General features: G+C 65.1%; 25 protein-coding genes. 8 read left to right on the forward strand and 17 right to left on the reverse strand.

Annotated elements, in window-relative coordinates; genetic code table 11:
- Window positions 1-18: 18 nt before the first annotated feature.
- Both L0D18_RS06750 and L0D18_RS06755 read left to right on the forward strand, forming a co-directional pair.
- The gene (locus tag L0D18_RS06750; protein ID WP_243028119.1) at window positions 19-1,272 is read left to right on the forward strand and encodes an ABC transporter substrate-binding protein; all 1,254 of its coding nucleotides are present in this window, start codon (window positions 19-21) and stop codon (window positions 1,270-1,272) included.
- 48 nt (window positions 1,273-1,320) lie between these two features.
- Window positions 1,321-3,201 (forward strand): aldehyde ferredoxin oxidoreductase family protein, encoded by a 1,881-nt coding sequence (locus L0D18_RS06755; RefSeq protein ID WP_243028120.1) that lies wholly within the window; start codon window positions 1,321-1,323, stop codon window positions 3,199-3,201.
- Between the two features lie 32 nt (window positions 3,202-3,233).
- Here the strand turns inward: L0D18_RS06755 and L0D18_RS06760 are convergent, their stop codons facing one another.
- The 7 genes from L0D18_RS06760 to hisF form a co-directional block, all read right to left on the reverse strand.
- Window positions 3,234-3,590, reverse strand: coding sequence for a hypothetical protein (locus L0D18_RS06760; protein ID WP_243028121.1), 357 nt, complete (start codon window positions 3,588-3,590; stop codon window positions 3,234-3,236).
- A gap of 55 nt (window positions 3,591-3,645) precedes the next feature.
- Window positions 3,646-3,780: a hypothetical protein gene (locus L0D18_RS11905; protein WP_279232263.1), complete on the reverse strand. Its 135-nt coding sequence runs from the start codon at window positions 3,778-3,780 to the stop codon at window positions 3,646-3,648.
- Window positions 3,781-4,010: 230 nt separating this feature from the next.
- Window positions 4,011-4,685, reverse strand: a complete 675-nt coding sequence (locus L0D18_RS06765) for a DUF58 domain-containing protein (protein ID WP_243028122.1) — start codon at window positions 4,683-4,685, stop codon at window positions 4,011-4,013.
- Window positions 4,682-6,442, reverse strand: a complete 1,761-nt coding sequence (locus tag L0D18_RS06770; protein ID WP_243028123.1) for an adenosylcobalamin-dependent ribonucleoside-diphosphate reductase — start codon at window positions 6,440-6,442, stop codon at window positions 4,682-4,684. Before L0D18_RS06770 ends, L0D18_RS06765 begins: the two co-directional genes overlap by 4 nt.
- Window positions 6,443-6,451: 9 nt before the next feature.
- The gene (glpX, locus tag L0D18_RS06775; protein ID WP_279232264.1) at window positions 6,452-7,420 is read right to left on the reverse strand and encodes a class II fructose-bisphosphatase; all 969 of its coding nucleotides are present in this window, start codon (window positions 7,418-7,420) and stop codon (window positions 6,452-6,454) included.
- 17 nt (window positions 7,421-7,437) lie between these two features.
- A complete protein-coding gene (gene hisIE / locus L0D18_RS06780; RefSeq protein WP_243028124.1) occupies window positions 7,438-8,076 on the reverse strand; it encodes a bifunctional phosphoribosyl-AMP cyclohydrolase/phosphoribosyl-ATP diphosphatase HisIE in 639 nt (212 codons plus the stop codon).
- Window positions 8,051-8,830 (reverse strand): imidazole glycerol phosphate synthase subunit HisF, encoded by a 780-nt coding sequence (gene hisF, locus L0D18_RS06785; protein WP_243028125.1) that lies wholly within the window; start codon window positions 8,828-8,830, stop codon window positions 8,051-8,053. The genes hisIE and hisF overlap by 26 nt, the downstream gene beginning before the upstream one ends.
- 112 nt (window positions 8,831-8,942) lie before the next feature.
- Between hisF and trmFO the strand changes: the two genes are divergently transcribed.
- On the forward strand, window positions 8,943-10,256 hold the full coding sequence (trmFO, locus tag L0D18_RS06790; RefSeq protein ID WP_243028126.1) for a methylenetetrahydrofolate--tRNA-(uracil(54)-C(5))-methyltransferase (FADH(2)-oxidizing) TrmFO: 1,314 nt from the start codon (window positions 8,943-8,945) through the stop codon (window positions 10,254-10,256).
- Here the strand turns inward: trmFO and L0D18_RS06795 are convergent.
- Genes L0D18_RS06795 through L0D18_RS06815 form a run of 5 tightly spaced genes read right to left on the reverse strand, consistent with a single transcriptional unit; the run spans window position 10,233 to window position 15,761 of the window.
- Window positions 10,233-11,693, reverse strand: a complete 1,461-nt coding sequence (locus L0D18_RS06795) for a Mur ligase family protein (RefSeq protein ID WP_243028127.1) — start codon at window positions 11,691-11,693, stop codon at window positions 10,233-10,235. The two genes, trmFO and L0D18_RS06795, sit on opposite strands and share 24 nt — an antisense overlap.
- Window positions 11,690-12,298: a deoxynucleoside kinase gene (locus L0D18_RS06800; protein ID WP_243028128.1), complete on the reverse strand. Its 609-nt coding sequence runs from the start codon at window positions 12,296-12,298 to the stop codon at window positions 11,690-11,692. The genes L0D18_RS06795 and L0D18_RS06800 overlap by 4 nt, the downstream gene beginning before the upstream one ends.
- 4 nt (window positions 12,299-12,302) lie before the next feature.
- The gene (locus L0D18_RS06805) at window positions 12,303-12,911 is read right to left on the reverse strand and encodes a deoxynucleoside kinase (RefSeq protein ID WP_243028129.1); all 609 of its coding nucleotides are present in this window, start codon (window positions 12,909-12,911) and stop codon (window positions 12,303-12,305) included.
- 20 nt (window positions 12,912-12,931) lie between these two features.
- Complete coding sequence (locus L0D18_RS06810) at window positions 12,932-13,978, reverse strand: S1C family serine protease (RefSeq protein ID WP_243028130.1); 1,047 nt, start codon at window positions 13,976-13,978, stop codon at window positions 12,932-12,934.
- A gap of 4 nt (window positions 13,979-13,982) precedes the next feature.
- Window positions 13,983-15,761 (reverse strand): arginine--tRNA ligase, encoded by a 1,779-nt coding sequence (locus tag L0D18_RS06815; RefSeq protein WP_243028131.1) that lies wholly within the window; start codon window positions 15,759-15,761, stop codon window positions 13,983-13,985.
- Window positions 15,762-15,823: 62 nt separating this feature from the next.
- Here L0D18_RS06815 and L0D18_RS06820 point away from each other — a divergent pair, with 62 nt between their 5' ends.
- Window positions 15,824-16,453, forward strand: coding sequence for an RCC1 domain-containing protein (locus L0D18_RS06820; RefSeq protein WP_243028132.1), 630 nt, complete (start codon window positions 15,824-15,826; stop codon window positions 16,451-16,453).
- Here the strand turns inward: L0D18_RS06820 and uvrC are convergent.
- Window positions 16,425-18,224 carry an excinuclease ABC subunit UvrC gene (gene uvrC / locus L0D18_RS06825; protein ID WP_243028133.1) on the reverse strand — a complete coding sequence of 600 codons (1,800 nt, stop codon included), beginning with the start codon at window positions 18,222-18,224 and terminating at the stop codon, window positions 16,425-16,427. The two genes, L0D18_RS06820 and uvrC, sit on opposite strands and share 29 nt — an antisense overlap.
- Before the next feature lie 14 nt (window positions 18,225-18,238).
- Between uvrC and L0D18_RS06830 the strand changes: the two genes are divergently transcribed.
- Window positions 18,239-19,201 carry a dipeptidase gene (locus tag L0D18_RS06830; protein WP_243028134.1) on the forward strand — a complete coding sequence of 321 codons (963 nt, stop codon included), beginning with the start codon at window positions 18,239-18,241 and terminating at the stop codon, window positions 19,199-19,201.
- On the opposite strand, the gene L0D18_RS06835 is transcribed toward L0D18_RS06830, so the two are convergent.
- A complete protein-coding gene (locus L0D18_RS06835) occupies window positions 19,184-19,588 on the reverse strand; it encodes a PaaI family thioesterase (RefSeq protein ID WP_243028135.1) in 405 nt (134 codons plus the stop codon). The genes L0D18_RS06830 and L0D18_RS06835 overlap by 18 nt on opposite strands.
- A 22-nt stretch (window positions 19,589-19,610) precedes the next feature.
- On the opposite strand from L0D18_RS06835, the gene L0D18_RS06840 reads away from it, so the two are divergent.
- The 3 genes from L0D18_RS06840 to L0D18_RS06850 are packed head-to-tail and all read left to right on the forward strand — an operon-like array spanning window position 19,611 to window position 21,068.
- Window positions 19,611-20,243 carry an alpha/beta hydrolase gene (locus L0D18_RS06840; protein WP_243028136.1) on the forward strand — a complete coding sequence of 211 codons (633 nt, stop codon included), beginning with the start codon at window positions 19,611-19,613 and terminating at the stop codon, window positions 20,241-20,243.
- Entirely contained in the window at window positions 20,240-20,605 is a 366-nt protein-coding gene (locus L0D18_RS06845; protein ID WP_243028137.1) for an alpha/beta fold hydrolase, read from the forward strand. Before L0D18_RS06840 ends, L0D18_RS06845 begins: the two co-directional genes overlap by 4 nt.
- A 22-nt stretch (window positions 20,606-20,627) precedes the next feature.
- Window positions 20,628-21,068 (forward strand): hypothetical protein, encoded by a 441-nt coding sequence (locus L0D18_RS06850; protein WP_243028138.1) that lies wholly within the window; start codon window positions 20,628-20,630, stop codon window positions 21,066-21,068.
- Window positions 21,069-21,094: 26 nt separating this feature from the next.
- Here the strand turns inward: L0D18_RS06850 and truD are convergent, their stop codons facing one another.
- The 3 genes from truD to L0D18_RS06865 form a co-directional block, all read right to left on the reverse strand.
- Window positions 21,095-22,153, reverse strand: a complete 1,059-nt coding sequence (truD, locus tag L0D18_RS06855) for a tRNA pseudouridine(13) synthase TruD (RefSeq protein ID WP_243028139.1) — start codon at window positions 22,151-22,153, stop codon at window positions 21,095-21,097.
- A gap of 14 nt (window positions 22,154-22,167) precedes the next feature.
- On the reverse strand, window positions 22,168-23,880 hold the full coding sequence (locus L0D18_RS06860) for a M3 family oligoendopeptidase (protein ID WP_243028140.1): 1,713 nt from the start codon (window positions 23,878-23,880) through the stop codon (window positions 22,168-22,170).
- Window positions 23,881-24,209: 329 nt separating this feature from the next.
- Window positions 24,210-24,443, reverse strand: a complete 234-nt coding sequence (locus L0D18_RS06865) for a hypothetical protein (protein ID WP_243028225.1) — start codon at window positions 24,441-24,443, stop codon at window positions 24,210-24,212.
- Window positions 24,444-24,891: the final 448 nt, after the last annotated feature.

Raw genomic sequence — 24,891 nt, forward strand, 5'->3', positions numbered from 1 at the left:
TTCCTTGGAGGTTTGCGTATGCGAAAAGCGCTCTTGCTATTGGCGGTTTTGGGTGTTGCCCTAGCCCAGCAGGCCAAGCCCGAGGAGGTTATCAAGGAACAGTGCGCCAAGGCCAAGGTGGTGGCGGAGCTGTGGCATGGCTTCACCGGCGGAGCCCCCAAGGCCGCCTTGGAGAACCTGGTGGTGGAGTTCAACAGGACCCAGCAGGGCCGGTGCGTGCGCCCCGTGCCCCAAGGGGGGTACCGGGACCTTTCCACCAAGATCAAGGCGGCCTTCGCCGCGGGAAAGGTGCCGGCCATGGCCCAGGCCTATGAGAACAACATTGCCTTGTACCTCGAGGCCAAGGCCCTTTTGCCCATTGAGTCCTTGGGGGTGAGGCTCCAGGGCGTCAACCTACCCTTCCTGAACGCCGTGCGCTTCGGGGGGGTGGTCTATGGGGTCCCCTTCAACAAGAGCATCCAGGTCCTCTACTACAACAAGGACTTGTTAAAGAAGCATGGAGCGAAGGTCCCCACCACCCTGGACGAGTTCGTGACCACCAGCAAGAAGCTTTCCCAGGCGGAAGGGGGTCCTGTGTACTGGTTCCAGCCCGATGCCTCCACCTTCGCCTACTTCTTCTTTAACCTGGGAGGAAACTACCTCAAAAACGGCAAGCTGATCCTGAACTCCAAGGAGGCGGTGGAGGCCCTTACCCTGTTGCAAAGCGGGGTGAAGGAGGGGTGGGCCAAGGCCATCACCTCGGGGTACATCAACCAGAACCTGGGCTCGGGTCCTTACGCCTTCAGCGTGGATACCTCTGCCGGCTACACCTACTACCGCCAGGGGGCCAAGTTTGACCTGGGGGTGGCCACCTTGCCAGGCCGCACCTCCAGCCAGCCGGGCTTCGGCTTGGTCCAGGGTACCAATCTGGTGGTCTTCCGCCAGGCGGGTAAGGAGGAGCAGGCGGTGGCCAAGGACTTCCTGCAGTTTGTCCTTTCCCCCAGGACCCAGGCGGTGTTCGCCACCGCCACCGGGTACGTGCCGGTGACCGAGGCGGCCTTGAAGGAACCCGTGTACCAGACCCATGTGGCCGATAACCCTGATTTTGGTACCATCGTGCGCCAAAGCCGCTACGCCAAGTTTGAGCCGGCTTTGGCCGAGTGGGAGCAGATCCGCTTTGATATCCTAGGCCAGGCCATCAAGGAGGCCATCCTCAACAAGGCGGATCCCAAGGTGGCTCTGGACAAGGCCCAGAAGCTGGCCGAAGACCTCTTGGCGGGAAAGACCCGCTAAGGATTCCCCTCCCCCTGAGGCTCAGGCCTCAGGGGGTAAACTTTGGCTATGTCTAAGGGCTACCACGACCGCGTGGCCTTCGTGGACCTCTCCACGGGGCGGATCTGGTATGAGCGCTATGGCGAGGCCTTCTGGCAGCGGTTCCTGGGGGGCAGGGCCCTTGCCGCCTACCTCCTCCTAAAGCACGTGCCCAAAGGGGCAGACCCCTTGGGCCCGAAAAACGCCTTGGTCTTCGCCCCCGGTATCCTCACCGGTACCCCCATCTCCGGCTCGGGCCGCAACACCGTGGCCGCCAAGAGTCCCCTGACGGGGGGATACGGGGATGCGGAGGCGGGTGGGTTCTTCGGCGCGGAGATGAAAAACGCTGGCCTGGACGCCTTGGTGGTCCTGGGCCAGGCGGAAGAGCCCGTGTACGTGCATGTGGAAGGGGGCCAGGTGGCCATCCATTCCGCATCCCACCTTTGGGGTAAGGACCCCCTGGAGGTAGAAGGCCTCCTTAAGGAAGCCCACGGGCCTTCTACCCGCATCGCCCAGATCGGGATCGCCGGGGAAAACCGGGTGCTCACCGCCAACATCATCCACGACCTGGCCCACTTTGCCGGGCGGGGGGGCCTGGGGGCGGTGATGGGGGCTAAACGCCTCAAGGCGGTTTCCGCCCGGGCCAGGAAGGATACCCGGCCTTCCTACCACGACCCCGCCCTCCTTACTGCCTTGGCCCGGCGCATGGCGGGTGAGCGCATGGAAAGGGCGGCGGGTCTGGTCACCATGGGTACCGTGGGCACGGTGAAGCCCTTTAACCTGAGGGGAGTGCTCCCTAGCCACAACTTTATAGACGGCTACCTGGAAGGGGCCGAGGCCCTGGATGGCACCAGCCTGGATACCTTAGGCATCCGCATAGGCCGGGATACCTGCTACGCTTGCGCCATCCGTTGCAAGCAGGTGGTGAGGATTGAGGGCACGGGCAAGTACGATGTGCGCCCGGAGTACGGGGGGCCGGAGTACGAAGGACTTGGAGCCTTGGGTTCCACCTGTGGGGTCACGGACCCCTATGCCGTGACCAAGGCCAACACCCTGTGCAACCAGTACGGTCTGGACGTGATCGGGGTGGGCGTCACCATCGCCTGTGCCATGGAGGCGGTGGAGAAGGGGTATCTGGACGACGAGGGCCTGGGGCTACGCTTCGGCAACGGGGGTGCCTTGATCGCCGCCATAGAGAAGCTGGCCCGCAAGGAGGGGCGGCTTGGGGAGCTTTTGGCCCTGGGCTCGAGGCGCCTGGCGGAGGCCATCGGCCATCCCGAGCTGGCCATGCAGGTGAAGGGCCAGGAGGTGCCCATGCACGACCCCCGGTACAAGCGGGCCCTAGGGGTGGGGTATGCGGTGAGCCCCACGGGGGCCGACCATAACCACAACCTGCACGACACCGCCTTCGCCAAGGAGGGGAAGGCCCTGAAGGAGCTTCGCTTCTACGGGGAGGATTTTGCGCCGCTTCCCATAGAAGACCTTTCCGAGGCCAAGATCCGCATGCTCTGGACCAAGACCCGGGAACGGGGGTTTGTGAACAGCCTGGTGATGTGCGATTTCGTCCCCTGGACCCCGGAGGAGTGGCAGGAAGCCCTTTACGCGGCCACGGGCTGGCGCCTTACCCCTATGGAGATGCTGGAGGTGGGGGAGAGGACCTTGCAGCTCACCCGGCTCTTTAACCTTCGGGAGGGCATAAAGCCGGAGGAGGACCGCCTGCCCGAGCGCTTCTTCCAGCCCTTTCGGAAGGGCAACCTCGAGGCCCATCTGGACCCCGAGGCCTTCCGGGAAGGGGTGCGCGCCTACTGGCGGCTTGCAGGGTGGGGGGAGGGGGGCGTGGACCCGGAAAGGTTAAGGGCCTTGGGCCTTACGGAGTTCATCCCCCCCTCCCAAGGCCCCCATAGGGCTTGAAGGGGGTTCGGCTTAGCCCTTACCCATTTCGCCTAGGGACGAACGGAGCCCGAGAGGTTTATCCGGAAAAGCACCAACCTATAGCCGATTGTGGCCTCTTGGCTGCTGGTGGCATCCCCCGAGATCTGGGCTCCCGCGTAGAAGGTACCGCTTTGGATGGCGGTGAGCTGACCGGGCGTCAGGTTGCCCTGTTCTTCTAGGCACACTTCGCCTTGGTTGAGCAGGGACACATCCTTACTCCCTTGCGCCAGGCGGTTGGCCTCGTTGAAGAGGTCGCTGGCACTGCCGCCCAGATAGGCGGTGTAGCTCAAGGTGCCGGCGAAGGTGGCCCCTGGGGTTTGGGAGGCAAAGCAGACCGTGTAGGCCAGGCTGGCCCCCGTGAGGTTCACCCGGGGGTCGGGGTTCCAGGTTATCTCCGCCGGCCCCAGGGTCTTGGGGTTGGGGTTAATCCCCCCCTTGCCCCACCTGGAAGGTGCCTTCCCTCTCCAGGTAGGGCAGGGCGTCCACCGGGTAGCTAAAAGGGATGCTGCAGGCGGCTAGGGCTAGGGCTAAAAAGGCCAGGTTGCGGATTTTTCCCATACCTACCTCCGTAAGGCCAGGGGTCTTCGGTGCCCCTGCCTGCCTCCATCCTCTTCAGGGGGCCTTACAGATTCCTTAAACGGGATGGTGGCCTGGGATGCCCAGGGTCGTACCGGGGATCTTCCCCGGTAGGGTGGCCCCCGTCCCCATCCCACCCCACCTTGGCGCAAAGCCCTCCGGAGAGGCCCTTCCCTGGGGTTCATCAGGACCTGGCGAAGGGAAAAAGGGCCCTAAAGGGGCTCCACCACCCCTTGCCGCAGGAGGGCGGGCAAGGGGGGTTCGCCTACCTTAAGGAGGGCGTACCGGCCCCTGAGGAGGGCCAGGAGGCGAAGGGCCTTCAGGTGGGCCTCCAGGGCTTCCCGGTAGGCCCAGGCCTCCTCTGGCCCCACGGGAAGGGTTTCCCCGGTTTCCACGTCCCTTAGAAGGGCCTCCTCGAGGGGTGGGGATACTTCTCCAGGTGCCAGGACCTGGACCAAGACCACCCGCCGGGGGAGGATCTTGGGCCAGGGGAGGGGGTCCAGGCCGTCGGTGATGAGGACCAAGACCCCAGGGCCCCGGCGGAAGGCCTCTGGCCTTCCCCGTTCCAGCCGGGCGAAGGCGTCCTCCTGACGGGCGAGCTTTAGAAGGAGCCTGGCTACCTCTTCCCCATAGGCCAGCTTGCCAAAGAGGCGCATGCTTTCGCTTTCGTCCAGGTGGATGCGGAAACGGACCCGCTCGGGGGCGGTTTCTAGGCGGGTATAGAGCCTGCCGGTCTTGGCATAGGCCCGCCAATGGACCTTGCGCACCTCGTCCCCGGGAGCGTAGGGGCGAAGCTCGTAAAACTCACCCCCTAGGCCCTTCCTTCGGGCCAGGCGCTCCCCGGGATAGGGAAGATAGGGCTTGGTGGCGATGCGGTAGCGGGTCATGCCGTTTGGCAGAAGGTGCAGACCCCCACCGGGGGTAAGGGTTCCACCACCTCCTCCCGGCTTCCCTCCCGGAAGACGGTGATCCCCTTGCACCCTTCCTTCCAGGCGGTGAGGAAAAGCCCTTCCACCACCTCCTTGGGGGTTTCCTGGGGGAGGTTCACCGTGGAAGAGATGCTCTGGTCCACATGGCGCTGCAAAAGGGCTTGGAGGCGCACCCTTTGGAAAGGATCCACGGTATGGGCCGTGGGCCAGTCCGGTATCGCCCCCTTCTTTTCCCGGCGGTACCGTACAAGAAGGGGATGCTCCGCCAAAAACGCCTGCCCTCCAGCATGCCGCAGGTAGGTGAGGGCGAAGATGGGCTCAATGCCGCTCGTCACCCCCGCCAGGATGGAGATGGAGCCCGTGGGGGCGATGGAGATGAGGGCTGCGTTCCTAAGGCCCTTTTCTATCTCCCGCACCAGGGCTTCGGGCAACGCCTGGATGAAGGGGCTTTGCACGTGCTCCTTGGGGTCAAAGGCTGGGAAGGGACCCCTTTTCCGGGCCAAGCGGGTGCTTTCCCAATAGGCGGCTTCCTTGATGCGCCGTATGACCTCTTCGGAAAGCCTTAGGCTTTCCTGGGAGCCGTAGGGAAGCCCCAACATGGCCAGCATGTCCGCTAGGCCCATCACCCCAAGGCCGATCCTCCGGCTTCTCAGGGAGGCTTCCCTTTGGGCCCTTAGGGGGTGGCGGTTTTTTCCCAGGTCCACCACGGCATCCAAAAAGCGCACCGCCAAGCGGGTGGCCTCCTCGAGGCCAGCCCAGTCCAGGCGGGCCCTTTCCCCAAAGGGTTCCTGCACGAAGGCGGCCAGGTTCAGGCTTCCCAGGTTGCAGGCCCCGTAGGGCTCCATGGGCACCTCCCCGCAGACGTTGACCCCCTCCACCTCCATCCCCCCGTACTGGGCCGTGGCCCAGGTGCGCACCCGGTCCCAGAAGAGGAGGCCGGGCTCGGCGCTTTGCCAGGCGGCCTCCACCAGGGTGTCCCAGGCTTCCTTGGCCCGGATGGTACGGGCCACGTGCTCCCGGGGTGTGGTGAAGGAAAGGGGCCAGGGTTCATCGGCTAAGGCGGCCTGCAAGAAGGCGTCCGTGGCCCTTAGGGAGATGTTGGCGTGGCGCACCCGGCTGCGCTCGGGATCGGTTTTGGCCTGGAGGAACTCCAGGAGATCTGGGTGACGGTCGGAAAAGGTGAGCATCAGAGCCCCTCGCCGGCCTCCGCTAGCCCCCATAACCCCCGCCAGGGTGGAAAAGAGCTCCATGAAGCTCACCGCCCCCGAGCTTTCCACCCCGGCGTTGCCCACCTTGGCCCCTTTAGGCCTTAGGACATCGGCGTTGGTGCCCACCCCACCCCCGTAGGCAAAGGTGCGGGCGGCCTCGTCCAGGAAGCGGGTGATCCCTTTTACCGAGTCCTCCCGGATGGGAATGTAGTAGCAGTTGAAGAGGGTGGAGCGGCGCCAGTTGCCTAGGCCGAAGAGGATACGGCCTCCGGGGACGAAGCGAAAATCGGAGAAGAGCCAGAAAAACTCCCGCTTGGCTCCCTTTTCCACCCGGGTAGCCCCCTGGACCAGCCGCTGCCACATCTCCTCCGGGGTGGCCTCCAGGAGGCTACCCTCCGGGTCCCTTAGGGCATAGCGGTTCAGGAAAACAGAGGCCCTTAGCTCATCTTCCTGGAAGAAATCCAGGGCAAGCCTGAGGGCCTCCTCTTGGGTGTACCTCCGGGGCACGCCCTTAGTCTACACGCGGATGGTGACCCGGGCTCCGGTTTCAAAGAGGTGGATGGAGTCTATGAAGCGCACGGTGCGGGTGGTGTGCCCTAGAACGATGGAGTGGGTGCGGGCCCCGCCCCCGAAGAAGCGCACCCCCTGGAGGATGTCCCCATCGGTGATGCCGGTGGCGGCGAAGACGATCTCCTTGCCCGGGGCCAGGTCCTCGGTGCGGTAGATGCGGTTTTCGTCCCCTCCCATGGCCTTTAGCCGGGCCCGCTCCTCCTCGTTTTGCGGGGTGAAGCGGGCCTGGATCTCCCCACCCAGGCACTTGAGGGCGGCGGCGGCCAAGACTCCCTCTGGGGCCCCACCGATCCCCATCACCGCATGGACTCCAGTGCCCCGGATGGCGGCGGCCAGGGCGGCGATCACGTCGCCATCGGAGATGAGCTTGACCCGGGCTCCGGCCTCGCGGATTTCCCGGATGAGGCGCTCGTGGCGTGGGCGGTCCAGGACCACGATGACCAGGTCCTCCACCGCACGCCCAAGCGCCAAGGCCAAGGCCTTGAGGTTGGCGGAGGCGGGCCAGGAAAGATCCACCAGCCCGGCGGCGGGGGGAGGCACGATTAGCTTTTCCATATACATGTCGGGAGCGTGGAAGAGACCGCCCCTCTCGCTGATGGCGATGACGGTTACGGCGTTGGGTAGGCCCTTGGCCGCGGTGGTGGTGCCCTCCACGGGGTCCACGGCGATATCCACCTCCACCCCGCCTTGGCCCAGCACCTCCCCGATGTAGAGCATGGGGGCCTCGTCCATCTCCCCCTCGCCGATCACCACCGTGCCCTTGATGGGAAGCTCGTTCAGGACCCGGCGCATGGCCTGGGTTCCCGCCTCGTCCACGGCGTCCTTATCCCCCTTGCCCGCCAGGCGGCTTGCGGCAAGGGCGGCTTGCTCGGTAACCCGCACCACCTCGAGGACCAGCCGGCGTTCTATTTCCATGCTTCCATCATATAGGCCTAGGAGGCGGCACCGGGTTCTGGCTTAGGGCGGTGCCGTTGCCATAGGGTTTGGGCCAGGTCCTCGAGGCTGACCCCAGTTTCCGCCAGCACCAAGAGGAGGTGGAAGAGGAGATCCGCGGCCTCCCAGCGCACCTCCTCAGGGTTTTGGTTTTTGGCGGCGAGGATCACTTCACCGGCCTCCTCCCCGATCTTCTTCAGGATGCGGTCTAGGCCCGCTTGGTGGAGCTTGGCCACGTAGCTTCCCTCGGGGAGGGTCTTTAGGCGCTCCTGGATGGTGGCGTAGACCTGGGCCAGGACAAAGCCCAGGCTGGGCTTTCCCGGAAGGAGGGGGCGGTGGAAGCAACTCCTTTCCCCGGTGTGGCACGCGGGGCCATGGGGCAAGACCCTGTAGACCACCGCATCCCCGTCGCAGTCTAAGAGGACCTCCACCACCTCCTGGATGTTCCCCGAGGTCTCCCCCTTGCGCCAAAGGGCCTTTCGGCTTCGGCTATAGAAGGTGCTCCGCCTGGTCCTTAGGGTTTCCTCCAGGGCTTCCCGGTTGGCGTAGGCCAGGGTCAGGACCTCACCCGTCTTGGCGTCCTGGACCACCACGGGCACCAGGCCCTCTGGGCTAAACTTCACCTGGGATAGGTCCATCTAGGCGTACCTCCAGGCCCTTTTGGGCCAAAAACTCCTTGAGTTTTGGGATGGGGATTTCCCCGAAGTGGAAGACGCTGGCCGCCAAGGCGGCATCAGCCCCGGCCAGGAAAGCTTCCAGGAAATGCTCCATGTTTCCCGCCCCGCCGCTGGCGATCACCGGCACGTTCACCGCTTCGGCCACCAGGCGGGTAAGGGTTAGGTCGTAGCCCGCCTTGGTGCCGTCGCGGTCCATGCTGGTGAGGAGGATCTCCCCAGCGCCAAGCTCAGCTCCCCGCACCGCCCATTCCACCGCGTGAAGCCCGGTGGGGATGCGTCCCCCGGCGATATGGACCTCGGGGAAATCCCCCCTCCAGCGGGCATCAATGGCCAAGACCACCGCCTGGGAACCGAAATGCTCCGCCAGCTCTTGGATGAGCTCGGGCCGTTTCACGGCAGCCGAGTTCACGCTCACCTTGTCAGCCCCGGCCAGAAGGAGCCTCCTGGCGTCCTCCAAGGAACGTACCCCACCCCCCACGGCCAGGGGGATGAAGACCCGTTCCGCCACCTGGGCCACCACCTCCAGGAGGATGGCCCGCTCCTCATGGGTGGCGGAGATGTCCAGGAAGACCAGCTCGTCGGCCCCCGCCTGGTCGTAGGCCTGGGCGGCTTCTATGGGGTCCCCGGCGTCGCGGAGGTTGACGAAGTTTACCCCCTTTACCACGCGTCCCGCGTGGACGTCCAGGCAGGGGATGATGCGCTTGGCTAGGCTCATAGGGGAAATGTCCTATGGATTTCCGCGGCAAACCGGTACCACGCCGTCATAGGGCCATTCTACCCACTAGGCCATCTTTTCCCAAGGGCCTGCGGATGGTAGCATCTAAAAGATGGATCGGGTAACGGTGGTGGGTGGGGGCCTGGCGGGAAGCGAGGCCGCCTGGACCCTGGCGCGGCTTGGGGTGCCGGTACGCCTCTATGAGATGCGCCCCCAAAGGATGACCCCGGCCCACGCCACGGGGTACTTGGCGGAAATCGTCTGCTCCAACTCCTTGGGGGGCGAGGGGCCTGCCAACGCCAAGGGATTCCTCCAGGCGGAGATGCGCCAGGCGGGGAGCCTTGTGATGGAGGCGGCCTATAGGGCCCGGGTGCCGGCAGGTGGGGCCTTGGCCGTGGACCGGGAGGAGTTCAGCCAGTACATTACGGAAAAGCTTTCCCGGCACCCCCTGGTGGAGGTGGTGCGGGAGGAGGTGGCGGAGATCCCCGAAAGCCCGGCCATTCTGGCCACGGGACCCCTTACCTCCGATGCCCTTTCCGAGGCCATCCGGCGCCGCTTTGGCGACCATTTCCTCAGCTACTTTGATGCGGCAAGCCCCATCGTCCTTTACGAGAGCATAGACCTGGAGAAGTGCTTCCGCGCCGGGCGCTACGCTCAGGAGGCGGACTACCTGAACTGCCCCATGACCGAGGAGGAGTACCGGCGCTTCCATGAGGCCCTCTTGCAGGCGGAGGAGCACGTCCCCCACGAGTGGGAGAAACGGGAATTTTTTGAAGCCTGCGTGCCGGTGGAGGAACTGGCCCGCCGGGGCTACCAGACCCTCCTCTTTGGCCCCATGAAGCCGGTGGGCCTTAAAGACCCCAGGACGGGTAAGGAGCCCTTTGCCGTGGTGCAGCTTCGCCAAGAGGACAAGGCGGGGCGGATGTGGAGCCTGGTGGGCTTCCAAACCGGGCTCAAGTGGCCCGAGCAGAAGCGGCTTATTCAGATGATCCCGGGCCTGGAAGGGGCCGAGATCGTGCGCTACGGGGTGATGCACCGCAACACCTATCTAAACGCCCCTCTTCTCTTGCGGGAGACCCTGGAGTTCAAGGAGGAGGAAGGCCTCTTCGCTGCCGGGGTGCTGGCGGGGGTGGAGGGTTACCTGGAAAGCGCCGCCACGGGGTTTCTGGCGGGGCTGAACGCTGCCAGGCGGGCGCTGGGGCTGAGGCCCGTGGTTCCCCCGGAGGAGAGCATGCTGGGAGGGCTGGTCCGTTTCCTGGCCACCGCCAACCCCCAGGGCTTCCAGCCCATGTACGCCAACTGGGGCCTGGTGCCCCCTGTGGAGGGGAGGATGGGGAAGAGGGAGAAGCGGGAGGCCATGTACCATCGGGGCCTTAGGGCGTTTGCGGAATGGCTGGCCTCCCTAGGGGTGGTCGCCTCCACCTAGGCCCAAGGCCCTAAGCCCTTCCAGGACCACCTCCTTCTCGTTCCACGGGAGGGCCAAGGTGCCCCGCTCTAAGGTGGCCTCGTGCCCCTTGCCGGCCAGGAGGACGGTATCCCCTTCTTGGGCCTCGGAGAGGGCGCGGAAAATGGCCTCCTTGCGGTCGGGTATCACCTCAAAAAGGCCCCCTTCCTCCTTGGCGGCCTGGGCCAGGGCCTCGAGGATGGCCATGAGGTCCTCCGTGCGGTGGTCCTCCTCGGTGAAGAGGGTTTTGTCGGCGAGCCTCGCCGCCACCCGGCCGATGTCCTCCCGCCGCTTGGGGTCCCGCTCCCCGGCGGCCCCCACCACCAGAAGAAGCCTCCCCCGGGTGGTCCGGCGTAAGGTCTTTAGGGCCTCTTCCAGGCTCTTCCCGGTGTGGGCGAAGTCTATGACCACCCGGAAGGGTTCCCGTTGCACCACCTCCATGCGTCCCGGAACCCCGGGGAAGGTGGCGAGGCCCTGAAGCACCCCTTCCAGGGGAAGCCCGTAGGCCAAGGCGGCGGCGCTTGCCGCCAGGGCGTTATCCAGGTTGTAGGCGCCCAGTAGGGGGACGTAGGCCTCCCCAGAGCCCCAGGGGGTGCGAAGGGTGAAGCGCAGGCCCTCTTCCCCCTCCTTTAGACCCTCCCCCCACACCTCCCCGCCGGGGCCGAAAAGCAGGCGGGACCGAAGGGGGAGGCGGTCTAGGTGGGGCAGGCGGCTATTGAGGATGGCCAGCTCTGAGCGCTCCACCAGGAGTGCCTTGGCGGCGAAGTAGGCTTCCGCCGTGCCGTGCAGGTCCAGGTGGTCGTCGGGGTAGAAGTTCACGAAGACCCCGACCCGGTAGGAAAGCCCCTCCACCCGTTTCAGGGCCAGGGCGTGGCTGGAAACCTCCAGGATGGCGGCCTCTAGCCCACGGTCCGCGGCCTCCCGGAGGAAGGCGTAGACCTCCGGGGCCTCGGGGGTGGTGAAGTGGCCGATGGGGGCACGCGTTTCCTCCCCCAGCCTGAGCCCCACCGTGGAGAGGAGGGCGGCCCTTTTCCCCCCGGTCTGCAGGAGGTGGTGGAGGAGGCTTGCCGTGGTGCTCTTGCCCTTGGAACCCGTGACCCCTAGGAGGTCTAGCCTTCGGTCGGGTTCCCCATAAAAGCGGCGGGACAGTTCGGCCAGGAGCTTGCGGGCGTCCTTCACCCTCAGGTAGGGGACGGGAAGGCTGAGCTCCCTTTCCCCCACCACGGCGATGGCCCCCCTTTCCAGGGCCTCAGGGATGAAGTCGTGCCCGTCCAAGGGCTTGCGGTGGGGAAGGGGCACCCCGGGGATGGCCACGAAGACGAAGCCCGGGGCTACCCGCCTGGAATCCTGGGTCAGGCCCAGGGCCTTCAGGGGCGGGGCCTTCAGGCCATAGGGGGCGAAGAGTTCCTCCAGGGTCATGGTTGGATCCGGGGGCGTAAGGCGGCGAGCAAAGCGGCGCGGTCCTCCTCCTTTTCCACAAAGTCTATCCGGTCCGCCTCCACCACGTAGATGGGGGAGAGGTCCCAAGAGGCGATGAGCTCCTCGTAAAGCTCGTTAAGCCGCAGGAGGTAGCTGTCAGGAAGGCCTTGCTCAAAGGGCCTGCCCCGCTTTCTTATCCGCCTTCTCAGGGTGGGGAGGCTGGCCCGGAGGTAGATGAGAAGGTCGGGCTTGCGGAGGGCAGGGGCTACGCTATGGAAAAGATCCATATAGGTCCGCCAGTCCCGCTCCTCCAAATAGCCTTCCCGGTGGAGATTCTTGGCGAAGACCAAAGCGTCCTCGTAGACGGTGCGGTCCTGGACCACCGCCTTGGCCCCGTTGATCTCCAAAAGGTGTTGGCGCACCCTCCTTGAGAGGAAGAAGATCTGGGAGTGAAAGGCGTAGGTCCCCATCTCCCGATAGAAATCCTCCAGGTAGGGGTTTTCGCTTACCGCCTCGTAGACGGGCTTTAGCCCGAAAGCCTCGGCCAGAAGGGCGGTGAGGGTGCTCTTGCCGCTACCGATGTTGCCGGCGATGGCCAGGTACATGGCGTTAGGGTTGGGCTTCCCCTTGAAGGCGATGGGCTTTTACCAGGGCCACCACCCGCTCCTGGTCGGGGCCGGGCCGGCTGTAGTCGAGCTTCTCCGCCTCGAGGACCAATAGGGGATGGGGATAGCGGGCGAAGTGGCGCTCGTAGGCCTGGGAGAGGGCCTCGAGGTAGGCGGGGTCCATGCCCTCTTCAAAGGGCCGGCCACGTTTCTGTATTCTTTCCAGTAATACGGGAACTGGGGCCCTGAGGTAGATTGTAAGGTCGGGGGGAGGGAGCCTCGGGGATAGCTCTCGGTAAAGGTCCAGGTAAAGCTCCCACTCCGAGCCCTCCAGGTTGAGGCTGGCAAAGATGGCGTCCTTGTCAAACAGGTAATCGGCCACCACCCCGCCGAAAAGGGGCCTTTCCCGCAGGCGGGAAAGCTGCCGGTAGCGGGAGAGGAGGAAGAAGACCTGGGTCTTGAAGGCGTAGCCCTTGGGGTCCTGGTAGAAAAGGGGCAGGAAAGGGTTTTCCTCCACCACCTCCAGGAGGGGCTCGGCCCCAAGCCTTTCCGCAAGAAGCCGGGCCAGGGTGGTTTTGCCTGCGCCGATAGGGCCTTCTATGGCGATGTACACGCTTACCTCCGCAAGGTAGCCTAACGGCTGGTGGGCCGGGCCACCATGGTGAGGGTGACCTCGAGCCTCCGCCCATCCCGCCAAAGCGTTAGCCGCACCCGGTCCCCGGGGCGGTAACGGGCGATGAGGCGGACCACCTCCGCCTTGTCCTTGACCGCCTTCCCGTTCACCGCCAGGATCACATCCCCTAAGGCGAGAAGCCTTCCCTGGGCGTCCCGCTGGGCTCCCCTTAGACCGGCCCGGGCTGCGGGGCTACCCGGTTCCACCCGGTCCACCATGGCCCCCTGGGTGGTGGTGAGGCCCACCGCCCTAAGGAGCACGGGCGGCAGCTCGTCCAGGCTCACTAGGCTGGCCCCCAGCCAGCCCCGTTGGGGGATGCCAAAGCGCTCCAGGTCCTGGACGCTTTGCGCCACCAACTCCGCCGGGATGGCCACCCCGATGCCTCCCACCCCCGAGGGCCCCCCCACCACGTCCGCCACCACCCCGATCACCTCCCCTTGCAGGTTCAGAAGAGGGCTCCCCGAGTTGCCCACGGTGAGGGGGGCATCGGTGAAGAGATACTCCCCCACCTCGGCCCCCACGCTGGGGTCAGGGGTAGGGACTTCCAAGGGGCCTATCCCGGATAGGATGCCGTAGGAGGCCAAGGGGCCTTGGCCGAAGGGAAACCCCACCAGCACCACCCCCATCCCCAAAGGAAGGCTCGTGGCAGGGGTTTTGCTAAAGCCCAACGTGCCCGGGGCTTGGAGTCCCCGCACCGTGAGGAGGGCGATGTCAATCCCTGGGTCCACGGCGAAGCGCTCCGCGGGGAAGGTGCGCCCGTCGCTTAGGCGGACGGTAAGGTCGGTGAGGTCCTGGACCACGTGGTAGTTGGTAACCACGCGAAAGGGGCTTACGAAGAAGCCGGTGCCCACCACCTGGTTTTCCCCAGGGGCCGTGGGGGAACCCTGGACGCGGACCACTGCGGGCAGGGCCTTGCGGATCACCTGGCTTCGCGCCACTTCCTCGGGGGAGACCAGGCGCTGGCCCAAGGCCAAAGAGAGGAGGAGGACGGCGAGGGCAAGGCGCATGCCCTTACATTACCTCAGGGGCGGGGATGCCCAGGAGGGAAAGCCCGGTCTTCAGGGTTTCTTGCAGGCTTTTCACCAAGCCCAGGCGAAGCTCCTTTAAGCCCGAAGGCGCCGTCAGCACTGGGGTGGCGGGCCGCCCCTCCTCCTTGGCGTTGTAGTAGGCGTTCCAGCTGGCTGCGAGGTCCAGGAGGTACTGGGCCAAGACATGGGGGGTTTTCTCCTCGGCGGCCTCCAGCACCGCCTCCTCAAAGTCCAGGAGGGCTAAGGCCAGTTCCCGCTCGTAGGGGGTGGCCTGGGCGAGGTCCGCCTCCCCCCACTCCCCGGCCTTGCGCAGGATGCTGTGGGCCCGGGCGTGGGCGTACTGCACGTAGGGCCCCGTGTCCCCTTCAAAGGAGAGGGCCTCGGCGTAGCGGAAATCTATTTGCTTTTTGGGCTCGGTCTTTACCATGGCGAAGCGGATGGCCCCCAAGGCCACCATCCTGGCGGCTTCCTCTTTGCTAGGGTGCTCGGGGTTTTTCTCCTCTATGATGGCCAAGGCCCGCCTTTGCGCCTCTTCCAAGACCTCGTCCACGCTCACCGCCAGGCCCTTCCGCCCCGACATCTGCCTGCCCTCCAGGAGCACGGTTTCATAGGCCAGGTGGAAGGCGCCTTCCGCAAGCTCGGGGTAGCCGGCCAGGGCCAAGGCCGCCCGCACCAGGGCCTGGGGGTGGCTTTGGCGCACGTCGATCACGTTTACCGTCTCCCGGGCCCTGGGGGTATAGGCCTCCCCCTCAGGGGCGCTGCTCCTAAGCTGGGGGTAGTAGGGGTTCTCGTAAGGCTGGAAGCGGAGCCCTTCCAGAAGGCCCATCTTCCAAAACTGGAAGGCGATGTCCTTGGCGTAGTAGGTGGCGGCGCCACCCGAGCGCACCAGGACGAAGTAGGGGTCTTCCAGCCCGGGGATGAAGGGGCTTGCGTCCATGACTAGGGCCCCTGCGTACTTGCCCTCTTGGGGGCGGAACACATGCGGGCTTTGTTCCAAAATGCGCAGGGCCTTTTCCAGCAGCCCCGCCCGGACGATGTCCGATTCCCACACCAGAAGGTGGTAATGGGCGTTTAGGGCCTTCATGGTGGCCATCTGGGCCAGGAGGATGCGGTTGACGTCTTCCCGAAGCTCCCCCCTTTCCAAGGCGTGGAGGACCTCCTCTATGCCCCCTTGTAGGTTGGGGTACTCGGGGTCCTGGTGGAGGCGCACGTAGGCCCTACCGGCGAAGTGGTCGTACTTTTCCTTTCCATCCCAGGAAAGGCCGTAGTGCCTTAGGGCGAAAAGGGTTTCCGCTGCCTGGCGGCCCGTGTCGTCAATGTAGTTGAGGACCAGAATCTCCCGCCCGGCATAGTCCAGGATGCGGGCCAGGCTGTCCCCGAGGGCGATGTTCCTGAGGTGGCCCACGTGGAGCTCCTTGTTGGGGTTCACCGAGGTGTGCTCAATGAGGACCAGGCCGGGCTTTTTGGGAAGGGGACCCTTGGGTCTTAAGGCTTCCTGGAGCAGATCTTCCGTGCGGATGCGGAAGTTCAAATACCCCCCCACCGGGATGGCCTCCTCCACAAAGGGGGGAAGGTCCAGCCGGGCCTTAAGCTCCTCGGCGATGGCCTGGGGGGGTTTTCTGAGTTCCTTGGCCAGGGCGAAGAGGGGAACCCCGTAGTCCCCGGGCTTGTCCTTGGGGGCCTTGGCCACCTTTAGGCGGAGGTCCAGGCCCAGTTCCTTGAGGGCCTGGTGGATGGCTTCTTCCAGGGCGCGGCGCACCATCAGGGGGTTATCTTACCCCAGGGTTTAAGGGGGTTTTAGGCGGCCGCCCTTGACCTGGGATTATGGGATGGCACCGGTGGTGTGGGTTAGGGCTTTGGCTCTTGGGGATGGCCCTTTCCCAGGGTATGTTGGCGGCGGGTTCTGGGCACAGCCTCTTCCTTAAGCAAGGTTTCGTCAAGCTGGGTGCCCTATGGGGATGGGGTTGGAACTACCAGGGCCAGCTGGGGGACGGTACGGTGGAGTCTCGCTCCAAGCCCTTGCCGGTGGAGGGTCTATCCCGGGTGGTCCAGGCCGTGGGCGGGGGTAACTTCAGCGCGGCCCTTTTGGCGGAGGGCTCGGTGTACGTTTGGGGCTTGGATTCCGCCACGCCGAGGCGGCTTGAAGGCCTGCCGCCAACGGTGGCCTTGGCGGCGGGCCGGGAACATCTCCTTTGCCTGACCAAGGAGGGGGAGGTGTGGGCCTTGGGGGCCAACGAGGCCGGCCAGTTGGGGGATGGAACCCAGGAATCCCGCCTCGAGGCCCGCCCAGTGGAAGGCCTAAGGGGGGTTGTGGCCCTCGCCGCCGGGGATGCCCATAGCCTGGCCCTAACCGGGGAGGGGATCCTTTACGCTTGGGGAAGGAACGAGTACGGGCAGCTGGGCGATGGCACCCGGCAAAACCGCCTCAGGCCGGTGGTGGTGAGGTTTCCTTAAAGGGAGCCTCCAAGGCGGCCTTAAGGGCCTCGGCGGCCTTGCGGTTCATCCCAGGCAGGCGGGCCAGCTCCTCCAAGGGGGCTTCCTTCAAGGCGTTAAGCCCCCCGTACCGCTCCAAAAGAAGGCGCTTCCTAGCCTCCCCGATTCCCGGGATGCCCTTTAGCACCTGGAATAGCTCCTGGCTTCTTTGCTTCTGGTGGTAGCGGAGACCGTTTTGGTGGGCCTCGTCCCGCAGGTGGATGAGGAGCTGTAAAGCCGGATGGGTCAGGGGCAGGCGAATCTCCCGGCCCTCTGGGGTGGTAAGGACCTCCTCCTTCTTTGCCAGGCCCACCAGGGGGATGCGAAGGCCCGCCCTTTCCAGGGCTCGGGCCGCGGCCCGCACCTGGCCCAGGCCGCCGTCAATCAGGAGGAGGTCAGGGAGGGGTAGGTCTTTAAGGCTTCCCGTAAAGCGGCGAAAGACCCCTTCCTCCATGGCGGCGTAGTCGTCGTTCCCTGACTTCAGGCGCATCCTGCGGTACTCCGCCCGCTTGGGCCTTCCCCCCTCAAAGACCGCCAGGGAGAAGACCCGGGCTTGGCCTTGGAGGTGGCTTACGTCGTAGCCCTCTATGCGGAAAGGCCTTTGGGCAAGCCCCAGGACCTCCTGGAGGGCCTTTAGGGCCGGGTGGTCCCCCCGCTTCTCCCGTTGCTTGAGCTCGGTTTCCAAGGCCAGGCGGGCATTTTTTTCCGCCAGCTCCAGAAGCCTTAGCTTTTCCCCCTTCTTGGGCACCCTCAGCTCCACCTTCCGCCTGGCCCGGCGGCGGAGGAGGGTTTCCAGGCTTTCCAGGTCCTCCAGGGGGAAAGGAAGCAAGACCAAGGGCGGCAGGGGCGAGGCCTGCAGGTAGTAGTCCCTGAGGAAGGCCCATAGGATTTCTTCTGGGCTGGCCTCCTCCTTCTCCACCACCCGGCTGATCCTTCCCAGGATGCGCCCCGAGCGCACCTGGTAAAGCTGCACCACCGCCAAGGGTCCCGCCTGGGCCAGGCCCAGGAAGTCCAGGTCCCCCATCTTTGGGTCAACGGCCTGCTGGGCTGTGGAGAAGAAGGCCTTTAGGGCCTCCCTTTGATCCCGGATCTCCGCCGCCCGCTCAAACTCCAGCCTTTGGGCGGCCTCCCGCATCTTGGCTTCCAGCTCCTTCAGGAGGTCGTCCACCTTGCCTTCCAGCACCGCCTCCACCTGGCGCACCGCCTCCCCGTAGGCCTGGGGGTCGGCCAGGCCCACGCAAGGGGCCAGGCAGCGGCCCATGCTGTAGTTGAGGCAGGGGTAGCGCCGCCTTTTCATGGGGTAGCCGGAGTTCTTGCGCAAGGGGAAAACCCGGTCTATGAGGGTCTTGATGCGCCTTAGGGCGCCGGCCTCGGGGAAGGGACCATAGTACTTGGCCCCGTCCTCCTCCACCCGCCGCACCACCAAAAGGGTGGGGAAGGGTTCTTGGGTGAGCTTCAGGAAGGGGTAGTGCTTGTCGTCCTTGAGGAGGACGTTATAGGGCGGGCGGTGGGCCTTGATGAGGTTGGCCTCGAGGAGGAGGGCCTCCACCTCGTCCCGGGTGGCGATGAAGTCCAGGCCCGTGGCCTCCTGGGCGATGCGGGCCGCTTTGCCCTCCGCGTGGAAGTAGCTCCGCACCCGGGCCCTTAGGCTCTTGGCCTTGCCCACGTAGAGGACCTCTTCCCCCTGTTTCCAGAGGTAGACCCCGGGGGCCTCGGGAAGGGGAGGAAGCTCGGAAAGCCGCACGTTTCCCATTGTAGAGTGCCCCTATGGAGCCCGTCATGGTGGATGGTCACCTGGACCTGGCCCATAACGCCCGGGCCCTGGGCCGGGACCTTTCCCTTCCCTTAGACCGCCTCAGGGAAGTGGACCCCCATCCGGAAACTCCCCTCGTAAGCCTCCCCAGCCTTCGGGAGGCCAGGGTGGCCGTGGCCTTCGCCACCTTGTTCGTGGACCCCCGGGAGGGGGGGCAGGCGGACTGGCAGGAGGAGGTGTACGCCCAGCTGGCCCTATATGAAGCTTGGGAGGCCAAGGGCTGGGTGCGGATCCTGCGGGAGAGCGAGGACCTAGAGGCGCACCTATCCCGTTTTCCCCAGGACCTGACCCTCGGGCTCGTGCTCCTCCTGGAGGGGGCCCATGCCCTGGCTCAGCCTAAAGACCTAATCCCCTTGCGCCAAAGGGGCCTTAGGCTCCTTTCCCTCACCTGGGCCACCCGGAATGCCTACGCTGGGGGCAACGCCGAGGAAGCCCCCCTTACCGAGGCGGGAAAGGCCCTTTTGCGGAAGATGGAGGCTTTGGGCGTGGCCCTGGACCTTTCCCACCTGGCGGAGGAGGCGGCCCTAGAGGCCCTGGAGGCCTTTTCGGGCCCGGTTTGCGCCACCCATGCCAATGCCCGGGCCCTGGTGCCCTCCCCCCGCCATCTCTCCGACCGGCTTATGGAGGCCCTAAGGGAGCGGGATGGGGTTTTGGGCCTGGTGCCCTTCAACGCCTTCTTGGACCCCAACTGGAGGCGGGGGGATCCCCGGCTTCCCCTCGAGGCCTTGTTCCGCCACAAGGCCCATGCGGAAACCCTCTTAGGCCCGGAAAGGGTGGCCTTGGGCACGGACTGGGACGGGGGGTTTGGCCTCGAGGCGGTACCCTTGGGCCTGGACCGGCACCGGGACCTCTGGGTCCTGGGGGACGAGGGATTTTTAGGGGGAAACTGGCTTCGCTGGTTACGCGCCTGGTTCTAGGGGCACCACCGCCAGGGTGCACCGGCTTGCCGCCACCAGCCTGTTTTCCTCGTCGTAAACCTTCACCTCCCACACCTGGGTGGTGCGGCCCAGGTGGAGGGGCCTTCCCACGGCCCGGATGGTGCCTTGGCTTTTCCTGCGGACGTGGTTGCAGTTGATCTCCAGGCCGAAGGCGGCATGCCCCGGGGGGCAGTTGAGGAACCCCCCCACGCTGGCCACGCTTTCCGCCAGGGCCACCGTGGCCCCGCCATGGAGGAACCCAAAGGGCTGGTGCACCTTGGGCGTGACGTCCAGCTCGGCCACCACCTCGTCCTTTTCCAGTTTCAGGTAGCGAACGCCCAAGGTGGCGTCCAGGGTTTCCCCCGTGGGGATGCTTTTTCCTTCCATGGCTTGGAGTATAAAGGGGAACGTGGGCGAGATACGCCTTTTTCCTGGGCTTCTTTCTCCTCCAGCGGGGTTGGATTTTCTCCGAGACCTGCCCTCGGAGGAGGGCCTCCACCTCATTGCCTTCGGGGAAGGGGCTTTGGCTGCTTTGAAGGTGGCTTTCAAAGAGGAGGTGAGAAGCCTGGTCCTCCTTTCCCCCATCCTGCGCAAGGATCCCCTCCTTTCCGCTAAGCTCTCGGCCCTCCGCTTTGGCTTGGAAACGGGCGGGTTGGAGGGATTCGCCCGGGTGGGCCGGGCCCTTTTCTTTGGCCCCCGGGCCGTGGAGAGTGAGGAGGTCCTTGGGGTGTGGAAGGAAGGGTTGTCGGAGGGGAAGGTGCGGCGGTGGCTCCACCTTGTGGAAGGGCTTTCCGACGAGCGCCGTTGGCTTAGGGGCACGGAGGCCCGGGTCCTGGTGGTCCAGGGAGCCTGGGATGCCTTTACCCCTCCTTTTTACGGCAAGGAGGTGGCGGATTTCGCCAAGGGGGAGGCGGTGCGCTTCACCCTGGAGGAAGCCGGCCACCTGGTCCCTTGGGAGGCCTGGGAAGAGGTTTTGGACCTTGTGGGGGATTTCCTTCTGGGGGAGGCTTTTCGTCCCTTGCCCGGGGGTCTTGCCCTATGAGGCGGACGGGGTACCTCCACCTCTACGGCCTGAACCTGGTCTTTGATCGGAGGGGGAGGGGACCGGCGGTGGTCCTTTTGGCGGAGGAGGCGGGCGCTTGGCCCGAGCCTCTTCCCGAGGGCTTTACCTTTTACCTCCTGGATCTTCCCGGCCACGGCCGGACGGGTGGGCCCAGGATGGCCCCGGAGGAGCTGGCCGAGTACGTGGTGGGCTTTGTGGTCATGCTGAACCTGGGTTCACCCCCCATCCTGGTCCGGGGAATGGGAGAGAGGGTGGGAGAGGTGCTTAGGGAGAGGGGGTACCGGGTTTTCCCTGGAGATTTCCTAGGGGAAACCTTGCACGAAGCTATGACTATGGGGTAACCTGCTTCCAGGAGGTGACGGTATGCGAAGGATTCTAGGTGCTTTGGCGGTGGTGTTGGGCTTAAGCTTGGCGCAGTTTTCCGTGGAGAACTTGAAGCCTTCCTTGGCGGTGGTGGGAGGTACCCAGGGCTTGGGCCTCGAGGCCTCCTGGCACTGCCTTCTCTTCCAACCCCCGGTGGGGGAGGTGCGGCCGGCTTTGGACATCGCCTATAACGTGAACGGCAACTGGAATGGTGCTTTCCTCTTCCGCTACCTCTACCCCCTGGCCGAGGAGCTAAGGGCAGGGGTTGGGCTTGGGGTGGCTATCCCCGGCTTCCAGTTTGCCAGCACCAGCCTCTACTTCCGGGCCGATGCCGAGTATGACCTTAAGGCCGCCTTGGGGGCGCCGGTCTTCCTGGGTGGGGACCTGGGCGTGGCCGGAGGCAAGCTGGCGGGACAGCTGAAGGTGGGGTACCGCTTCTAGGCCGAGGCGGGGCGAAGGGGGAGGGTTTAGCCCTCCTCCTGGTTTTCTTCCCCCTCCTCCGGGGCGTCCACCTCCACCTTCATCACCTCCCTCAGGAGGCTGGTGGCGTAGCTTCCCTTGGGTAGGAAAAAGCTAAGCCAAAGCCCTTCCGGGGTTTCCTCCAGGGACCACTCCCCAAGGGGTATCCGGATGGGCCTTCGGGCTCCCCGGCGGGCACGAAACTCCTCCCGCATAAGCCCGTAGCGGGCCAGGATTTCGTCCTCGAGGGCCCTGGCCGCACCCTGGGCCTCCGGGTACTTCTTGCCGAACAGGGGTCCTGTGGCGCTGATCTCCAGCCTTAAGGCCCGTTCCGCCTCTTCCTCCCACTCCACCAGAAACTCCCCTCCCGTGGCGTGCTTCTTGGCCCAGTCCCCGGGGATCACCCGGTCGTAGAGCCCCCTTTCCATCCGCAAGGCCACCCAGTCGTTGAAGAGGAGGCTTTGCAGGCTGCCGATCAGGAAGCGCTTAAGCCAGGGATTTCCCCTCCCCTTGCCCTTTTTCACCAGGGCATAACCCTTGAGGGGATTCTGCCCCCCAAGGCCAAAGCGCTGGGGGCCGTAGTAGTTGGGGATGCCCTTGGCCTCGAGGACCTTCAGGATGGCCCGGGCCTTCTCCCCATCCTGGGCCCCGCGGATGAGGATGCGGAAGCGGTTTCCCTTGAGGTGGCCCGTGCGGAGCTTGTTGGTGTGGAGGTTGGCTTCCAAAAGCCGGGTTCCCCTAAGGTTTTCCAGCAGACAGAGGGCGTCCTCGTGCTTGCGGGGGATGGAGAACCACTGCCGGGTCCTGGCGTGCTTGTCCTTAAGCCCGGCCACCCCGATTTCCTTTTCCGGAACCCCCACCTCGTCCCGTAGGAACTCCACCACCTGGCGGGTGGTGAGGCCCTCCTTTTCCAGGAGGAAGTAGAGGTGCTCCCCTTCCCCGCTGGGCAGGTAGGCGGGTACCTCCTCCACCTGGAAGTCCTGGGGGAGGAGGCGAATCGCCCCACCCACACCGGGAAGGTCCTGGGTGAGGTAGGGGTAGCGCCCGGGGCGGTAGACCAGGTCCATCCCCCTATTTTGCCCTAGGGAAGGGCCTTAAGCCAAGACTCCAAGACGCCAAAGCCATAGCGGAAGAAGGCTTCGGAGGCCAGGTCCACCCCCGCTTGGGCCAGGATCTCCTTCGGGCTTTGGCTTTCCCCCGCCTCGAGGATCCCCAGGTACTTGGGCACGAAGGCCTGGCCCTCTTCCTGGTACTTGCCGTAGAGGGCCAGGACCACCAGGTACCCAAGGGCGTAGCTATAGGTGTAGAAGCGGTAGTGGGCGAAGTGGGGGATGCCGGCCCAAGCGGCCCCGTCCAGTTCTGTCCAGGCCACGGCATCCCCGTAAAGCCTCGCCTGCTCCTCTTGCCAGATCCCCTGGAAGGCCTCAGGGGAAAGGGCGGTTTCCCGGCGGGCCTCGAGGCTCCGTCGTTCAAAGAAGATGTACATCACCTGGCGGAAGAGGGTGTTCACGGCGTCTTCCACCCTTTCCGCCAGGAGCAGGGTGCGTTCCTCCCCGGAAAGCCGTTCCAAGAGGAGGTCGTCCAGGAGGATTTCCGCAAAAACGCTGGCGGTTTCCGCCAAGGGGGTGGAGGCCCCGAAGTTGAGGAGGCGTTGCCCCCTTGCCAGGTAGAAGTGCACTCCGTGCCCCAGCTCATGGGCCAGGGTGTGGGCGGCGTCCAGGTCGTCGGTGTGGTTGAGGAGGACGTAGGGGTGGGTGGAGGGAAGCCCCCCGGAGCAGAAAGCCCCGCCCCGCTTCCCGGGCCTGGGGTACACGTCAATCCAGCGCTTGGCAAAGAACTCCTTGGCGATGGCCTCCATCTCTGGGGAGAAGCGGCGGAAGGCGGTGAGGACCAGCTCCTTGGCCTCTACAAAGGGGATCTTGGGCTTTTCCCCCAAGGGGGCCAGGAGGTCAGGGCTTGGCACCTTCTCCTGCCCCAGACGCCGGGCCTTCCAGCGGTAGTAGCCTTCCACCAGGTGGTAGTGGGCCTGGGTAGCCTCGAGGAGGGCCTCTATATCCTTCACCTCCACCTCGTCGCGGAGAGCCACGGGCTCCAAGGGGTGGGAAAAGTTCCTAAGGCGCAGGTCCTGGAGGTAGTCCAGGTAGACCGCATTGAAGACGGCGCCTAGGGTGGGGGCCTCGGCCATGAGCTTCCCGTACAGCTCCCGGTGGGCCTCCCGCCGTACCCCGGGGTCGGGGTCCCGCCTAAGGGCCCGTACCTCCATCTCGGTAAGCTCCCTTTCCCCCACCCGGAAGCGGAAGCGGCCCGTGTACTCGGTATAAAACTGGCTCCAGGCGCTTCTTCCCACCAGGCCCTTCAGGTTCAAAAGCTCCTCCTCCCTTTCCGAAAGGGTATGGGGGGCGTAGGCCCGCTGCCTCTTTAGGAAGTGATGCAGATCCTTTAGCCCCTCGTGGCCTAGGAGCTTTTGAAAAGCCTCTTCGGGAAGCTTCCTCAGGGCTATCTCCAGGGGGAGAAGGCGGTTTCGCACCTCGGTGTACCGGTTCCTGACCCGGTCCAAAAGGGCCTTGGCCGAGGCGTCCTGGGTGCGGGTGGCGAAGTAGAGGGAAGCGTAGTTTAGCGGTTTATAGGCCTTTTCCAAAGCTGTTTCATAGCGGCGGAAGAGGCTTTCCGCTTCTTGGGGGTCCAGGAGGCCTTTTGGGCTGAGGTCTGAGGCCAGGCGGAGGGCTTCGCTGAGGTCGGCCTCGAGGGCCGGGTCCTCAGGGCCCGCATAGAGGTCGGAAAGGTCCCACTCCATCCCGCCCACTATACCGTCCTCCCGTTTAAGGGATATGTAAGGCCGGCTGGCTAGGGTGGGAATCGGGGTGAGAGGTTGCGGAAAAGAGGCAGGGGGTCTGCCAAGGGCCGAGGGCCTAGGACCGCGCCTTGGAGGGGAGGATGGCAAAGGGCCTTGCTGGATTTGCCCCTTGCGGAGGCTAGGCACGAGGAAGGCGCGGCCGGAGGAGAGGTTATAGGGCTTTTGGATGAGGCAAAGGGGAGTGCAGGGAGGAGGAAGACATGAAAAGGGTCATGTGGAGGGCGGTAGGGTTTTTGCTGGCCCTAGGGTGGGCTTGGGCCCAGATGGGCTTACCAGGGTTCCCCCAGGCGCCTGGCGGGGGTCCGGGGGTGCCCGGGGCTGGCGGGCAGGTGTACCAGAACCCGGCTTTGGGGATGGCCTTTCCCATCCCCCAGGGTTTCCAGCTGGCGCAAGAGGTGCCTTTTGCCGGTGGTCTGGCGGTGCTCCTCATGCATCCTATGGGGGCAGAACTTTACGCCATCTCCACGGATTTGGGCCAACCCCTGGACCTCCAAGGCTTTCATCAGCTCAACCTCCAACGTCTGTCCCAGCAGGACCAGGTGTTGCGCCAGCAGGGTATCCAGGTGCAACGGCAGCCCCTTTCGGGCTTGACCTTGGGCGGCCGGCCTGCCTTAGGGGTGGTGAGCCAGATCCTCTTCCAGGGGCAAAGCTATCTGGACCTAAGTGTTTACACCGTGGAAGGCGGCCGGGCGTACGCCCTGCAGCTCACGGCACCAGCCCAGGTTTTTTCCCAGGTGCAGCCTCTATTCCAGCAGCTTCTAGGGCAAGTGCAGCTGCTGGGGGGAGGGGGGATGCCCGGGGTAGGCTCCCCTGGTCCTGGGATACCGGGGATGCCCGGATACCCATCTCCGGGGATGCCGGGGCCGGTACCTCCTGGTCCTGGGATGCCGGGCATGCCTGGGTACCCGTCTCCGGGGATGCCGGGGCCGGTGCCTCCTGGCCCTGGCCTGC

The sequence above is a fragment of the Thermus albus genome (genome assembly GCF_022760855.1).
Taxonomy (GTDB): domain Bacteria; phylum Deinococcota; class Deinococci; order Deinococcales; family Thermaceae; genus Thermus; species Thermus albus.